This window comes from Rhizobium sp. 01N48, assembly GCF_056399145.1.
The window spans coordinates 620,745-635,965 of the sequence record NZ_JBFTQT010000001.1 but is presented as its reverse complement, the minus strand read 5'-3'; the positions used below and the strand labels follow the sequence as shown (position 1 = coordinate 635,965).

General features: G+C 60.4%; 16 protein-coding genes. 4 read left to right on the top strand and 12 right to left on the bottom strand.

All coding sequences use genetic code 11. The annotated features are described in order from the left end of the window. The 3 genes from AC1DOG_RS03260 to AC1DOG_RS03250 all read right to left on the bottom strand — a co-directional run bounded on the left by AC1DOG_RS03260 (position 1) and on the right by AC1DOG_RS03250 (position 3,292). Entirely contained in the window at positions 1-927 is a 927-nt protein-coding gene (locus AC1DOG_RS03260; RefSeq protein ID WP_047512438.1) for a carbohydrate ABC transporter permease, read from the bottom strand. A gap of 4 nt (positions 928-931) precedes the next feature. Next, positions 932-1,837: a carbohydrate ABC transporter permease gene (locus tag AC1DOG_RS03255; RefSeq protein WP_477926804.1), complete on the bottom strand. Its 906-nt coding sequence runs from the start codon at positions 1,835-1,837 to the stop codon at positions 932-934. Between the two features lie 219 nt (positions 1,838-2,056). Then, positions 2,057-3,292: an ABC transporter substrate-binding protein gene (locus AC1DOG_RS03250; protein ID WP_113199897.1), complete on the bottom strand. Its 1,236-nt coding sequence runs from the start codon at positions 3,290-3,292 to the stop codon at positions 2,057-2,059. 453 nt (positions 3,293-3,745) lie between these two features. On the opposite strand from AC1DOG_RS03250, the gene AC1DOG_RS03245 reads away from it, so the two are divergent. Together AC1DOG_RS03245 and AC1DOG_RS03240 are read left to right on the top strand one after the other, a co-directional pair. Then, the gene (locus AC1DOG_RS03245; RefSeq protein ID WP_477926803.1) at positions 3,746-4,777 is read left to right on the top strand and encodes a LacI family transcriptional regulator; all 1,032 of its coding nucleotides are present in this window, start codon (positions 3,746-3,748) and stop codon (positions 4,775-4,777) included. Positions 4,778-4,900: 123 nt separating this feature from the next. Continuing rightward, complete coding sequence (locus AC1DOG_RS03240) at positions 4,901-5,404, top strand: P-loop nucleotide/nucleoside kinase family protein (protein ID WP_477926802.1); 504 nt, start codon at positions 4,901-4,903, stop codon at positions 5,402-5,404. 112 nt (positions 5,405-5,516) lie between these two features. Here the strand turns inward: AC1DOG_RS03240 and gndA are convergent, their stop codons facing one another. Then, positions 5,517-6,947 (bottom strand): NADP-dependent phosphogluconate dehydrogenase, encoded by a 1,431-nt coding sequence (gene gndA / locus AC1DOG_RS03235; RefSeq protein ID WP_477926801.1) that lies wholly within the window; start codon positions 6,945-6,947, stop codon positions 5,517-5,519. Positions 6,948-7,280: 333 nt separating this feature from the next. Here gndA and AC1DOG_RS03230 point away from each other — a divergent pair, with 333 nt between their 5' ends. Both AC1DOG_RS03230 and AC1DOG_RS03225 read left to right on the top strand, forming a co-directional pair. Continuing rightward, entirely contained in the window at positions 7,281-7,679 is a 399-nt protein-coding gene (locus AC1DOG_RS03230; protein WP_477926800.1) for an SRPBCC family protein, read from the top strand. Between the two features lie 11 nt (positions 7,680-7,690). Then, entirely contained in the window at positions 7,691-8,044 is a 354-nt protein-coding gene (locus AC1DOG_RS03225) for a VOC family protein (RefSeq protein ID WP_477926799.1), read from the top strand. Here the strand turns inward: AC1DOG_RS03225 and AC1DOG_RS03220 are convergent, their stop codons facing one another. The 8 genes from AC1DOG_RS03220 to AC1DOG_RS03185 all read right to left on the bottom strand — a co-directional run bounded on the left by AC1DOG_RS03220 (position 8,045) and on the right by AC1DOG_RS03185 (position 15,168). Next, positions 8,045-8,791, bottom strand: a complete 747-nt coding sequence (locus AC1DOG_RS03220) for a PAS domain-containing protein (RefSeq protein ID WP_113199901.1) — start codon at positions 8,789-8,791, stop codon at positions 8,045-8,047. It lies immediately after the preceding gene. A gap of 159 nt (positions 8,792-8,950) precedes the next feature. Beyond that, positions 8,951-9,883 (bottom strand): lipid A biosynthesis lauroyl acyltransferase, encoded by a 933-nt coding sequence (locus tag AC1DOG_RS03215; RefSeq protein ID WP_477926798.1) that lies wholly within the window; start codon positions 9,881-9,883, stop codon positions 8,951-8,953. A gap of 4 nt (positions 9,884-9,887) precedes the next feature. Further along, the gene (locus AC1DOG_RS03210; RefSeq protein WP_477926797.1) at positions 9,888-10,916 is read right to left on the bottom strand and encodes a zinc-binding dehydrogenase; all 1,029 of its coding nucleotides are present in this window, start codon (positions 10,914-10,916) and stop codon (positions 9,888-9,890) included. 186 nt (positions 10,917-11,102) lie between these two features. Further along, positions 11,103-12,389 (bottom strand): beta-ketoacyl-ACP synthase, encoded by a 1,287-nt coding sequence (locus AC1DOG_RS03205; protein WP_047505454.1) that lies wholly within the window; start codon positions 12,387-12,389, stop codon positions 11,103-11,105. A gap of 11 nt (positions 12,390-12,400) precedes the next feature. Next, entirely contained in the window at positions 12,401-13,597 is a 1,197-nt protein-coding gene (locus tag AC1DOG_RS03200; RefSeq protein WP_113199904.1) for a beta-ketoacyl-ACP synthase, read from the bottom strand. Beyond that, on the bottom strand, positions 13,594-14,076 hold the full coding sequence (locus tag AC1DOG_RS03195; RefSeq protein WP_026283376.1) for a 3-hydroxyacyl-ACP dehydratase FabZ family protein: 483 nt from the start codon (positions 14,074-14,076) through the stop codon (positions 13,594-13,596). Before AC1DOG_RS03195 ends, AC1DOG_RS03200 begins: the two co-directional genes overlap by 4 nt. 222 nt (positions 14,077-14,298) lie before the next feature. Further along, entirely contained in the window at positions 14,299-14,577 is a 279-nt protein-coding gene (locus tag AC1DOG_RS03190; RefSeq protein ID WP_018900650.1) for an acyl carrier protein, read from the bottom strand. Between the two features lie 162 nt (positions 14,578-14,739). After that, positions 14,740-15,168 carry a L,D-transpeptidase gene (locus AC1DOG_RS03185; RefSeq protein ID WP_026283377.1) on the bottom strand — a complete coding sequence of 143 codons (429 nt, stop codon included), beginning with the start codon at positions 15,166-15,168 and terminating at the stop codon, positions 14,740-14,742. Positions 15,169-15,221: the final 53 nt, after the last annotated feature.

The following is a 15,221-nucleotide window of genomic DNA, read 5'->3' as shown; positions in this document are numbered from 1 at the left end:
TCAGCCTTTCACTGCGCCGGCGGCGATACCGCGGACGAACAGACGTCCGGACACGAAATACACGATGAGCGGCACCAGACCCGTAAGGATGGTTGCGGCCATGTTGACGTTGTATTCCTTCACGCCCTGGACGGAATTGACGATGTTGTTGAGCTGCACGGTCATCGGATAGTATTCCGGCCGGGTGAAGACGACGCCGAACAGGAAGTCGTTCCATATGCCGGTGACCTGCAGGATCATGGCGACGACGAAGATCGGCAGCGACATCGGCACCATGATCTTCAGGAAGATCTGCCAGAAACCGGCGCCATCGACGCGGGCGGCCTTGAAAAGCTCCTGCGGCAGCGATGCGAAATAGTTGCGGAAGAGCAAAGTCAGGATCGGCATGCCGAAGATCGAATGCACGATGATCAGGCCCGTCAGCGTCCCGTAGATCCCCATTTCACGCAACACGATGACGATCGGATAGATCATCACCTGGTAGGGAATGAACGCGCCGATGACGAGGATCGAGAAGAACAGTTCCGATCCCTTGAAGCGCCAGTTGGCGAGCGCATAGCCGTTGACCGAGGCAATCGCGATCGAGACGATCACGGATGGCACGGTGATCCGCACCGAGTTCCAGAAACCGCGCGAGAGACCGTCGCAGTTGAGGCCCGTGCAGGCCGTGGCCCAGGCCTTCACCCACGGCTCGAAGGTGATTTCCATCGGCGGCGAGAAGATGTTGCCCATGCGAATTTCGGGCATCCCCTTCAGCGACGTGACGATCATCACGTAGAGCGGCAGCAGGTAGTAGGCGGCGGCGACGAACAGCGTGCCGTAGAGCATGATGTTGCGCGGCGAGAGCACCCGCTTCGGCTTCTTGCCGTTCGGTCCGTCGAAGGACTTGACCGGTGCCAGTGCGACCTCGGCCGTCTTGAGAGCGATGGTATCAGGCACGTTTACGCCCTCCCCCGAATTCCAGATAAGCCCATGGAATGATGATGATCGCAACCGTGATCAGCATCATGGTCGAGGCGGCGAAGCCCTGCCCCAGGTTCTGCGCCTGGAACATGTAGTCGTAGACATACTTGGCCGGCACTTCCGACGAGATGCCGGGTCCACCCGACGTCTGCGCCACCACGAGGTCGTAGACCTTGACGATGCCCGACGCGATGATGACGAGCGTGGTGATGAAGACGGGGCGCATCATCGGGATGACGATGAAGAGATAGGTCTTCCACATCGGAATGCCGTCGACGCGCGAGGCCTTCCAGATGTCCTCGTCGATCCCGCGCAGGCCGGCGAGCATCAGGCACATCACAAGGCCCGTTCCCTGCCAGAGTGCCGCGATCAGCACGCCGTAGATGACAATGCTCGGCGTATAGAGCGGATCGAAGGTGAAGCTCGTCCAGCCAAGCGAACGCACCACCGACTGCACGCCGAATTCGGGATTGAGCACCCACTGCCAGACAAGGCCGGTGACGATGAAGGACAGCGCGAAGGGGTAGAGGAAGATCGTCCGGAACGCATTCTCGAACCGGATCTTCTGATCCATCAGGGCAGCCAGCGTAAAGCCGATCACCAGGCTGAAGATCAGGGAAAAGATGCCGTAAAGGGCGAGGTTCTCGATGGACACGATCCATCGCGGTGCGGCCCAGAGCCGCTTGTATTGGTCGAAACCAACGAAACTCATCCTTGGCAGGAGCTTCGAGTTGGTGAAGGAATAGAACACCGTCCAGACCGTTCCGCCGAGAAAGATGACCACGGCGGTAAGGATCATCGGGATGGATGCAATTTTGGAATTCAGATTGCGCAGCAACTGATTTGGCCGGCCGGCTTTCGCTGGACCCGTCATTGTGTTTCCTCCTGACACGCACTTGCTTTTTTGACCGAGAGCAGCGGCCTATGCCGGACACCGCTCCCGTCTCTTGCCCCGGATGGTTCCGGCCGCATCCTCCGCAGCCGGAAATCACCGGGAAAGCACTGCCACGAGCCCGCCGCCACTGGCGGTTAGGGCAAATCCGGCTCCCCGTTCCTGGGCGGAAAGCCGAATCGCGGCAGTACGAGCAGACGATCAGTCGGCGGAGCCGATGATTTCGGCAAAGCGCTTCTGTGCGTCTTCAGGCGTCATCGAGGCATTGGCGAAGAACTCCGAGAAGAGGTCTTCCTTCTGCTTCTGGCTGTCGGCCGAAAGCAGCTGGTCGGTGCCTTCGACGATGTTGCCCTTCTTCAGAATCTCGAGACCCTTCTTCATGCAGTCGTTGGCAGCCTCGAGATCGACGTCACCGCGAACCGGCAGCGAGCCTTTCTTGAGGTTGAAGGCGACCTGGGTCTTCGGATCGAGCAGCGTCTTGGCGAGAACATCCTGCGCCTTCGACTTTGCTTCGTCCTTGAGCAGCGGGAAGTAGAAGGCATCACCACCGGTGGAGATGATTTCGTTCACGCCGAGGCCCGGAAGGCAGGTGTAATCGGTACCGGCCTTCTGGCCGGCGAGAGCGAATTCGCCCTGCGCCCAGTCGCCCATGATCTGGCCGCCGGCCTTGCCGGTGATGACCAGATTGGTTGCCTGGTTCCAATCCTGGACGTTGCTGCCCTTGGACATCTTGCGGGCGTCGTCAGCGGCCTTGAAGACCTTGGCGATCTCGGGACCGGCAGCCACGTCAGCGTCCTTGTCCTTGAACACCTTGTTGAACGTGTCCTTGCCGGCGATCGCCACCATCAGCGTGTCGAAAGCGCCTGCAGCCTGCCACGGCTGACCGCCGACGGCGAGCGGCACGATACCGGCCTTTTCGAGGGCCGGAGCGGCAGCGACGAATTCATCCCAGTTCTTCGGCACTTCGACGCCAGCCTTCTTGAAGGCGGCGTTCGAGAGCCACAGCCACTGCCAGGAGTGGATGTTGACGGGCGCGCAATAGATCTTGCCGTCGATCGTGCAGCTGTCGAGCAGGCTTGCCGGACGGATGATGTCCTTCCAGTGCTCGGCGGTCGCGACATCGGTCAGGTCACGCATCAGGCCGGCCTGAACGAGCTCCTCCGCCTGACGGCCATGGTTGAACTGCGTGGCGCCCATCGGATCGCCGCCGGTGATGCGGCTGACCATGATCGGACGCGCCGTGCCGCCGGATCCGGCGATGGCACCATCAACCCACTTGTTGCCGGTCGCGTCGAATGCCTTGGCGAGTTCGGCCACGGCAGCGGCTTCGCCGCCCGAGGTCCACCAGTGCGTGACTTCGAGATCGGTAGCGTGTGCCGCACCAAGCGGCAAGGCGACGGATGCGCACAGCGCTGCCGCCATCAAACGAATATTCATGAGTTCTCCTCCCTCACTGAAACGTTGCCGGAAAAACTTAGTTCAATCGATATTGCCGTGCAACAGCCACCCCTTAAAATTTTCTTTCAGCCCATGCTTTGCTACCTTTGCCTGCTGAAACAACGCCATTCCCGCAAGCCTTTGCAAAGGCGTGGCGCCCGCATGTGCAAGTGCACATTGCTTTTATATGTCTGTTTTTGTGTGTTTTATTCAACTGGTATCATGACGTAATTTCTCACTATCGTTCGCAAGTGCAAAAAATTCGCATAAAAACCACAGATTCAACCATTGAGCGTATACGCGCAAAAACCATCGCAAAAATCGCTCGACAATTTCACTGTAACGTTACAGATTTTAAGGCCCGTGGGAGGGAACGGCATTTGTGTATTCGGGCTTACAGTGCTGCGAAAAGCATCTATAAGCGAACCAAATCGCGTAGGACGGCCTAGAGGGATGAAAAACAAAGCGAATTTCGGGACGACGGTGACCGAGGCTTCTCGGGAGAGACCGACACTGAAGACGATTGCCTTCATGACCGGCCTCGGTATCACCACGGTTTCTCGCGCATTGAAGGATGCACCCGACATCGGCGCGGAGACCAAGGAACGCGTGCGGATGGTGGCAAGCCAGCTCGGCTATCAGCCGAACCGCGCCGGCGTGCGCCTCAGAACCGGTAAGACCAACGTCATCGCGCTCGTTCTGAGCATCGACGAAGAGATTATGGGTTTCTCGAGCCAGCTGGTCTTCGGCATCTCCGAGGTCCTGACCGGCACCCCCTATCACATCGTCGTCACGCCGCATTCGCACAGCAAGGATCCGATGCTGCCGGTCCGCTACATCCTGGAGACAGGCTCGGCCGACGGCGTCATCATCTCCCGCATCGAGCCCGACGATCCCCGTGTGCGCCTGCTCAGCGAGCGCAACATGCCATTCGCCACGCATGGACGAACCGATGCCGGGCTGATGCACCCGTTCCACGACTTCGATAACGAAGCCTTCGCCCACCAGGCAGTCGAAAAGCTGGTCGCGCGCGGCCGCAAGCGCATCGCCCTCCTCCAGCCCCCTAGCAAGCTCACCTATTACACGCACACGCGTATCGGCTTCCAGACCGGCCTGCATGACTACGGCGCCGAGGAAGTGCCGCTGCGTGTCACCATCGACACGCCGCTGGACGATATCCGCAACGCCGTCGAGACCATGATGCGCTCCAGCAACGCACCTGACGGCATCGTCTGTCTCGCCGGCAGCGCCGCCATCGCCGTCAACGCCGGCATCGAAGCCGCCGGCAAGCGCCTCGGCTACGATGTCGACATGGCCTCGAAGGAATCGGCGCCGATCCTCAACTGGATCCGCCCGGAGATCATCACCGCCTATGAAGACGTCCGCCACGCCGGCCGCGAAATGGCCAAGGCCGTCATCGCCCGCATCGACGGCGTCGAGCCGGAACTGCTGCAGAGCGTCAGTCAGCCGGTGTGGAAGGCCTGAGCGATGATGAGTTGGGCTGCCAAAGAAGGCGGTCGAGCCACCTCCTCACAATCGAGTATTTCGTCGCAAACACCATATCTCCTGTAGGCTCCTCAAACAATGTAAGCAGCGGAAGATCAAAAGATGCTCATTATTTTTGGCGGCTTGCCGGGTTCTGGAAAGACGACGATTGCCCGTCACCTAGCGCAAGAGATTAGTGGCGTCTACGTCCGCGTCGATACAATCGAGCAAAGTATCCGTGAATATCATGGCGTCGATTTCGAGGTCGGTCCCGCCGGTTATGTGGCAGCTTATAGAGTTGCCGAAGACAATCTGGCGCTAGGTCATACGGTCATCGCGGATTCCGTAAATGGCCTGCGTGTCACCAGAGACGCATGGCTTCTCGTTGCACGGCGCGCTTGCGTCTCAGCCGTGGAAATCGAAGTCGTATGCTCAGACCAAACTGAACATCGTCGCCGGGTGGAGACCAGAGTTACAGATGTCGCGGGACTGATAAAACCGAGTTGGAAGGCTATTATCGAGCGACACTACGAGGACTGGGGGCAAACCCCTATCGCTGTAGACACAGCAACGATGAACGCGAATGAGATCGTTGCTGATTTGATATCGAAACTCAAGCTAGCGTAAAGTGATAACGCTGCGACTGTATGGCGCATTGATGCAACTTCAATGCGGAAGCTCTTACCCAAGACGCAAAAAAGCCCGATCGAAACCGGGCCTTTCGTTATCCAATCGAGCCTTAGAAGGTCGCCGCACCGCTGCCCCATGGGCCGTGGTGGAAGTCCTTGCCGTCGAGGCGATCGAAGCCGTGGGCGCCGAAGAAGTCGCGCTGTGCCTGGATCAGGTTGGCGGTGCCGCGGCCCTGGCGGTAGGCGTCGAAGTAGGTGAGCGCCGAGGTGAGCGCCGGAACCGGCAGGCCGGCCTGAAGCGCTGCGCCGACAACGCGGCGAAGCGCCGGCAGCGATTCCTTGACCATGTCCGCGAAGGCCGGCGTCACGATCAGGTTGGCAACGTCAGGCGCCTTGGTGAAGGCCGAGGTGATCTCGTCGAGGAACTGCGAGCGGATGATGCAGCCGTCACGCCAGATCTTGGCAATGGTTGGCATCGGCAGCGACCACTTGAACTCGCGCGAGGCTTCCGCCATCACAGCGAAGCCCTGAGCGTAGGCGCCGATCTTGGCGGCGAACAGAGCCAGTTCCAGATCCTTGACGAGCTCGGGACCGTAGGCGACTTGGAAGTTGTATTCCGGCTTGCCGAAGATCTTCTCGGCGGCTTCGCGCTCGGTCTTCATCGACGACAGGCTGCGGGCAGCAACGGCCGCTTCGATCGCCGTTGCCGGAATGCCCATGTTCTGCGCTTCGATCGCCGACCACTTGCCGGTGCCCTTCTGGCCGGCCTTGTCGAGGATCATGTCGACCATCGCACCGCCGGAGATCGGGTCGGTGGCTGCCAGAACCTTCTCGGAGATCTCGATCAGGTAGGAGTTCAGGCGGCCCTTGTTCCAGTCGCCGAAGATGCCGGAGATGTCCTTGGCGCTCTTGCCGAGACCGTCGCGCAGGATGCCGTAGATTTCGGCGATCATCTGCATGTCGGCATATTCGATGCCGTTGTGGATCGTCTTGACGAAGTGACCGGCGCCGTCATTGCCGAGCCAGGCAACGCACGGGTCGCCCTTGTACTTGGCGGCGATCGAGGTCAACACCGGCTCGACGCGCTTCCACGAGTCTTCCGTGCCGCCGACCATGATCGACGGGCCGTGACGCGCACCTTCCTCGCCACCCGAAACACCCATGCCGATGAAGGTCAGGTCGGTGTCCTTGAGGCGGTCGAAGCGGGCGATCGTGTCGCGGAAGTTGGCGTTGCCGGCATCGATCATGATGTCGCCCTTGGAGAGATGCGGACGCAGCAGCTCCATCTGCTGATCAACAGGCTCGCCGGCCTTGATCATGATGATGATCGGGCGCGGCGGGCGGATCGCCTCGACGAATTCCTCGATCGTCTTGCACGGAATGATCTGCTTCTTCAGATCGCCGGCGCTCTCGTAGAACTCGTCCGTCTTGTCGGGCGTGCGGTTGAAGACCGCAATCTTGTTGCCCTTTTCAGCAATGTTCAGAGCGAGGTTGGAACCCATGACCGCAAGGCCGATCAGCCCGATTTCTGCCTTTTCCACGATATCTCTCCGGTTAGAGCATGTCGCGCAAAAGTGTGAAGCGGTTTTGCGATAACGACATGCGGTAAAACAAAGATCTAAAGCGCAACGAGTGAATCTGAAAGATCGCGAGGCGCTTTAGTCAAATTGGACGGGTGTTGTGGCACTCTCTGGCTCGTACGGCAAGTTCGATTCGCCTCGGATCGGTCTCGTATTGCGTCCGGCGCGAAGTGAACCATATTGCCAACGAGGCCCTGATGTCGGCGGTTTTGGCGTCGGCGGCATTCGAGCGGCAACGATGCGCGGTAGATATGCGACGTTAAGCCGCCCATGAAAATGAAGGAGGAGCAAGCGATGGCGACAATGCCGGCAAGAATCATTCACCGGTCCATCGAGCGGAACTTGCGCGACGTCTGGGCTTTTGCCGGCGCGCCTGAAAACATGCCGCTCTGGGCATCAGGCCTTGCATCCGGCCTGGAGAGAAGCGACGACGACTGGATCGCCAAGGGCGTCCTCGGCACCGTTCGCGTGAGCTTCGCGCCCCACAACGAATTCGGCGTTCTCGACCATACCGTCACGATCGCCAACGGCTTGCGGGTCTATAACGCGCTGAGGATCATCCCGAATGGCGACGGCTGCGAGGTGATGTTCACATTGCTGCGGCTGCCGGATATGACGGACGAGCAGTTCGAAGCCGACGCGGCGCATGTCGCGCGCGATCTGGAAGCGCTGAAGAAGCTGATGGAAATCTAGGAAGCACACCGATGACATCTACGAAAACCGAGCTTCGCATCGACTATGTCGAGTTCAACGTCGCCGACATCGAGCGCCCAAAGGCGTTCTACGGCAAGGCCTTCGGCTGGCGCTTCACCGACTACGGCCCCAACTATTGCGAGTTCGACGATGGGCGGCTGAAGGGCGGCTTCACCAATCTTGAGGCTCCCCGCCTAGGCGGCCCGCTCGTCATCCTCTACGCCGACGACCTGCCGGCGGCGCTCAAGTCAGTCGAAGACGCGGGCGGCACGATCGTCCGTCCGATTTTCGGCTTCCCAGGCGGCAACCGCTTTCACTTCGCCGATCCCGATGGATATGAACTGGCGGTGTGGACGAAGGCGTGATCAGGCGGCCAGATCGGCCGCCGACGATGACGCCCCTGCATCCTGCGAGACGATAAGCGCCCCGATGATATAGCCGGACGAATCGCGTAGCGGCGACATGCGGTACCGTGTTCTATGCACGGCGTTTTCCTCAGGTCGTTCATAGGTCTGATCGCATGTTCCACCCGCGAAACACGAGTCGAGCATTCCCTTGATGCAGTCCACGAAGCGCGCTTCGCCGAGAACCTCCTTGATATGCCGTCCCACCATCTCGAACGGTTTGCGCTTGGCGTAGGCGGCACTCGCGGCATTGGCGTAGAGGTAGCGGTAATCCTTGGTGACGACCGCAACCCGATCCGGCAAGGATTCGAGGATCGCCGAGTTCAGGAAGTTGCCGTTGTCGGTATTGGGCACATAGGCGGCAGGCGCGGATACGCGTTCCCGGTCCATGCGCTCCAGCGGCGGCATCTGCCAGCGCGGAACGGTCGAACCGAGATACTGCTCCATCATGTAGGCGAGCAGCTTCACATGCTCGCGCACGGATTCGCTGTCTTCGGCATACTGATCGATCAGGCAGCCGACAAACTGCATCTGCATGTGCGCGTAGAACAGATTGGTAGCGCGATAGCCGAGGATGGTTTCGATAAGCGCGTCGATCGAGCCGTCGAGGCTGCTTACGCGCGCATCATCACCAAGCCTTATGGCCTCGTCAATCTGCGAACACCGCAACGAGAATGCCTGAAAAAGCCCGAGCACGACACCTCCCATGCCGATTTCCGTGAGGGAATGGATTCGATCTAAAGGATTAAAACGGCGTATTTACCGTTCATAACCCTTCTTGTCAGAAATCGGTAACATGACGCCGTTTCATGTTCAATGACGAAGACACCTTGTTTTTCAATGACAAGATGTGAGAGGAGCGCCCGTCTACATGATCTGGCGCTTGATTTCCCACCGGTCGTGATACCAGAGCCACTGCTCGGGATACTCGCGAACCCAGCTTTCGACCTTGTCGTTCAAAAGCTGCGCCGTACCGGTCATATCGAGGTTGCCGTTCGCATCGCGCGGCAACTCGACCTTAGGCTCGATTTCCAGCCGATAGCGATTGCCGGGAAGGCGGATGCAGCGGGCCGGATAGACTTCACAGTTGAACTGGCGCACCAGCTTACCAAGCAACGGATTGGTCTTGACCGGCAGGCCGAAGAATTCCGTCTTCAGGCCACGGCCGAACTTCTGGTCGACAAGCACGCCGACCCCCTGCTCCGCTTCCAGCTGACGGGCGAGCGCAAAGGACGATCCGGCATGCGACGGAACGAGCTTGCCCATGCGGGCGCTGCGGAAATCGAACACCTTCTGCGCCACGTAAGGATTGTTCGGCGGCCGGAAGAGAACGCTGACATAGAGCCCGAAGGCGGCACCGGCCACCGGCAGCAGCTCGAAATTGCCGGTATGGCCGGTAAAGACGATGAACGGACGCGGATTTTCCAGGAGATCGAGGAAGATCGGGATACCCGATACCTCCACCCTGCCAGGCTCGCTCTTTTCGGGATCGAAATCGAACAGACGGTCGAGAAACACGTACTCCGCCGCAAGCCGGCCCATATTGGCCCAGCTGCCAAGCGCGATCTGGTTGATCTCCTCATCGCTCTTTTCGGGAAAGGCGTTGCGGAGATTGGCCAGAATCAGCTTGTGGCGCTTCATCTTCGGGCCGATCTTGCGCATCAGCCAGTCGATGAAGTTGATCGCCCCGTCGGCCGGGAAGATCTTCAGGAAGTTCAGGAAGCCGAACATCACCTGCGCGATCAGCCACTGGCGAAAATGGTCCAGTTTCAGGACGATCCGGGTGATGAACAGCTCCAAGGGATCAATCCATCTTCAGGATGATCTTGCCGAAGATCTGGCGCGATTCCATGCGCTCCAGCGCCCGGTCGATGTCGTCGAAACTGACTTCGGTGTCGATGACGGGGTGCACGAGGCCGCGGCCCATCTTCTGCATGGCGTCGGCCATGTTTTCAATGCGGCAGCCGAAGGAGCCGAGCAGCTTCAGCTGCTGCTGGAACAGCATCATCAGGTTCATGTCGGTGGAGACGCCCGATGTCGAGCCGCAGGTTACGAGACGTCCGCCGCGCTTGAGGCAGAGCATCGAACCAGCCCAGGTATCCTTGCCCACATGTTCGAAGACGACGTCGACGCCCTTCTTCTTGGTGAGCTTGCGCACCACGCCCTCGAAGCGATCCGTGCGGTAGTTGATGACGTGATCGGCGCCGAGCGCCTTGGCCTTCTCGATCTTGTCGTCGGAGCCAACGGTGGTGATGACGGTGCAGCCGATCTTCTTGGCAAGTTGGATTGCTGCCGTGCCGATGCCGGACCCGCCGGCATGGACGAGAATGGTTTCGCCCGGCTCCAGCTTGGCGTTGTCGAACAGCATGTGCTCGACGGTACCGAAGGTAACCGGTGCAACGGCAGCGCCAACGGCATCGACGCCGGGAGGTGCAGGCACCAGCAGGCGCGCCGGAAGGTTGACCTTCTCCTGCGCGAAACCGTCGAGATGGAAGCCGTGCACGCCCGAGACGTGTTCGCAAAGATTGTCGCGCCCTTCGCGGCACGGACGGCAGAGGCCGCAGGTGCGCGCGCCATAGACGGCGACCAGCTGGCCCGGAAGCACATTGGAGACGCCCGGCCCGATCGCCTCGACGACACCGGATGCCTCGGCGCCGATGACGAGCGGCATCTTGCGCTTGGCAAACGCCATGCCGCGCCAGCCCCAGACGTCGATATGGTTTAGCGCAACCGCCTTGACGCGCAGCGTCACTTCGCCGGCGCCGGGCGCATCGGGTTCAGGCAGATCGGTGATCTCAAGCTTGCGGTCGTCGATCAGTTGCAGAGCGCGCATAGTTTCAGTCTTCCTTATCGTAATTTCCCTCATTCCTGTGCTTGTCACAGGAATCCAGCCAGCCCAAGTCCTTGGGCTGGAAAGACTCCTTCGCGCCGCAGACGCGGCGCAGCTGGATCCCTGTGACTTCGCCCGGACGAGTCTGGGCACAGGGATGAGGGCCGCTTATTCAGATGGCAAGGGTCTCTAAGCCGGTTCCAGCGCCATGACAAGGCTGGCGTTCTGGCCGCCGAAGCCGAAGGAGTTGGAAAGCACGGCGTTGACCTGCGCGTCCCGCTTCACATTCGGCACCACGTCGAGAACGATCGCCGGATCAGGGTTGGTGTAGTTGATGGTCGGCGGCAGCGTGCCGGTGCGCATCGTCTGCAGCGAGAACACGGCTTCCACGGCACCAGCCGCCGTAAGCGTATGGCCGATCATCGACTTGTTCGACGACAGCGGGATGGAGGCCATGCGGTCGCCGAAGACAGCGAGCATAGACCCATATTCCATCTTGTCGTTCTCAGGCGTCGAGGTGCCGTGCGCGTTGATGTAGCCGATATCGCCTTCATCCATGCCGGCATCGGCAAGAGCCGCGCGGATCGTCGCGATCGCCGGGCCGCCATCCGGCGAAGACCGTGTGCGGTGGAAGCTGTCGGCCTTTTCGCCGGCGCCCTTCATGATGCCGAGAACCTTTGCGCCGCGCGCGATCGCCGACTCCAGCGATTCCAGCACCAGCGTCGCCGCACCTTCCGCGATGACGAAGCCGTCGCGGTCCTTGCTGAACGGCTTGGAGGCCTTGGTCGGATTGTCGTTCTGCGTCGACAGCGCCGAGAGCAGCGAGAAGCGGATCAGCGCCTCAGCACTCACCGAGCCGTCGGTCGCAACAGCAAGCGCGCGGTTCGTGCGGCCCTGGCGGATCGCCTCGATGCCGAGCTGGATCGCGGTCGCGCCCGAAGCACAGGCCGTCGACAGCGTCACCGGAAGACCGCGCGTACCGAAACGATCGGCCAGGCGCTCCGAAATGGCGCCGAACAGCGCCGCCTCATGGAAGGCCGGATCGGGACGCTGGCGCATGGCCGTCAGGAAACGGTCATAGGCATCGCCCGGCTGCGAGGGCGGCGGCGAACGATCGCCGAGTTCGAAGCGGGCAATCCACTCCGGCTCGATCGGCGGTGCTGCGAGAAACAGCGGTCCGTTGAAGTCGCCTGATATATCGGCATCGGCCAGTGCCTCGATCGTCGTCTCCCGCGCGAACGCGTAGGAGCGCTCGACGGCGTTCGGCGCCGGAACGTCGATGAAATCGACCGTGCCGGCGATGCGCGTCGAAAGACCGTCCGTCGGAAAGCGGTTGATATCGTGGATACCCGACTTGCCCGATATCAGCGCCGACCAGTTGTCCTTGAGGCCCTGCCCCAGCGAGGTCATGATGCCGACGCCGGTAACAGCCACGATCGGGCGGCCGAGATGATCCTTGTAAGCTTGATCCGTCATGTGCCTGCTCCTCACGCGTCCGCCGACAGAACGGCGACGCCTTCGCCACGCTGATGCCCGACCGTCGTGACGACCGCAGCCTTCGTGCCTGAACTCATGGATTTTTCATGGGCGCCGTCGAATGCCGGCACCTTGGCCTCGCCGTCGATGGCAAGGGCAGCCAGCGCCAGCCCGAGGGTGAAGTGCGCCTCCAGCCCATGGCCGGTCACGCCGCCGAAGCCACGGATGGCCGCGCCCGGCAGCTGATGCTCCAGAACCGCCTTCTCGCGCGACGCGAGCTCGGGCATGCCGGAGGAACCGGAAAAGATCGCCGTGCTCTCGGCAGGCAGGCCCCTGGCCGGCTCGAGCAGCCGCTCAAGGCGCTTTTCGAGATTGCCGGCACCGCGATTGCCGCGATCACCTTCGATGGACGAGATCGTCGAATAGATATGGGCACCACGCGCTTCGGCATGCGCCCGCGATTCGAGCACCAGGAACGCGCCGAGCGAACCGCTGGTGATGCCGCCGTCGTTGCGCGACCACAAAGGCTGCCATTCGCCGCGCGAATGCGAGCCGATCGCTTCGAACAGCAGAACCATGTCGAGACGCTCGGCCGAAAACGCGCCGCCAACCAGCGCATGCGAGGATTCGCCCGACTTGATACGGTAGAACGCGGTCTCTACGGCGGAGATACCGGCCGATTCCTCACCCATGAAGGTGCGCGAGGAGCCGGTGACCTTGTGAACGATCGAGATATTGCCGGCAAGCAGGTTGGAGAGCTGAGCCAGGAAGAGCGTCGGACGAAGCTCGGTCGTGAGCTTCTCGTTGAGCAGCACTTCGCGGTCGTTGCGCTTCAGGCCTTCGTCGACGATCAGCGTATCGACATTGATGTCGCGCTCGCCGCCGCCGGCCGCCACGATCATGTCCATCGTGCCGCAGGCTTCGACATTGTCCTTGAGACCGGCGTCGTCGAGCGCAAGGCCCGCCGCGAACACGCCAATGCGCTGCCAGTTTTCCATCTGCCGCTGATCACCGCGCTTGGCGATCTGCAGAGACCAGTCCACCTCGGGCAGCGGATGGATCGGATAGGGCTTGAACTTCTCGGTCTCGACAACCGTCTTCGGCGCTTCGGCGGCGTTGAGCAGCGCGATATGCGGCTCCTTGCCGACGCCCTGACAGGTTACGATACCGACGCCCGTGATGACGACATCATTCTGAGCCTTGCTCATCCATTTACTCCCTGCGCAGCGATTGCATCCATCAGGCCGATTTCACTGGCGCGTTTCTTGACGATGTCACCGAGCGGTATTTCGCTGAAAGGCATGGTGCGCAGCTTCAGCTGCGCGTCGCAAACCTTCTTGCCGCCGCTGGTGATCTTGGCCTTGGTGACAGCGAAGCCCGATCCGTCGTGCTCCAGAAACGCCTCGATATCGAGGACCGCCTCCGGCTCGACGAAAGTGCGCATCTTCGCGCCGTCGACCGACATCAGGAACGGCATGGCCGCGAAATCGGTCGCCGCCAGCACCAGCATGCCGGATGCCTGCGCCATGGTTTCAATGAGAAGCACGCCCGGGACAAGGGGCATGCCGGGAAAATGACCTTCGAACACCGGGCTCTTGGCCGGCACGACGGAGCGTGCCTTGAGTGTCTTGGTCTGAAGGTCGACCGCCTCGACGCGATCGATCATCTGGAAGTATTCCAGGAGCATCGGATCCTCCGGCCGCACAGGCAACATGCCGTCGGCTAGAGCGCCGTGCATCCGAATGGACGCACAATGGACGCTCTATCATTTTTTAATCGACAGAACCGAGCCTTGCGAAAATCGGAGCCGATTTCGCAAAGCGCGACCCTGTGGGCCTACTTAGTAACAAAACCGCCCGGCCGCCATGGTGAATGGCGACAGGGCGGAGAAAAAAATTGTGCGTATCGATCAGGCCTTGGCGGCGCGCAGTTCGTCGATCTTGGCGCAGAGGTTCTTCAGCACGAAGTACTCCGACGTGGAGACCTTGCCCTCGTTGACTTCCTGCGTCCACTTTTCGAGCGGGATCTTGATGCCGAATTCCTTGTCGATGGCGAAAACGATATCGAGGAAGTCGAGGCTGTCGATACCGAGGTCGTCGATCGTATGGCTTTCCGGCGTGATCGTATCACGATCGATCTCGCTGGTTTCTGCAATGATGTCGGCAACTTTATCGAATGTAGCGGTCACGCCTGTACCTCTTGGAAATGATAGTTTTCCCCCTCATAGGCAAATCCATTTCAAAAGCCAATGCTTTCGTCCAACCCGAGGCGCAATTTGCGCAGGCACTGTTGCTTAAACAGCATGCACCGAAAGGCAGCCGGCAACCGTTTCCGCGACGTTTCGCCTCGCTTAGTTAGTGACGACAACCCGCGTATTGGCCAGTCCCGCCTGCCGCGTCATGTCGAAAAACTGCGCCGCATTATTGGGATGCAGGCGAATGCACCCATGGGATGCCGGGCGCCCGAGACGCTTGAGATCGAAGGTCGCATGCACGGCATAACCGCCATTGAAGAACACGGCGTATGGCATCGGCGCATCGTCATACTTCTTCGAGCGATGATCGCGCGACAGCCACTTGGCGCTCCACGAACCGACTGGCGTCCTATAACCGGAGCGCGCCGTGGAAACCTTCCAGCGATATTTGACGAAGCCGTTTTCGGTGACCGTCATCGTTTGCGAGCTGATGCTGATCTTCGCGATCAGGGTCGAGGCCTCGGCAGCAACGGCCGATAACTGCAGCAATACGATCGCCGCAGCTCCTGCAAGTATAGTTCTCATCGTCCCCTCGTTCATTCTGCATGAATACAGTTGAACAAGACTACGCCGGGAGA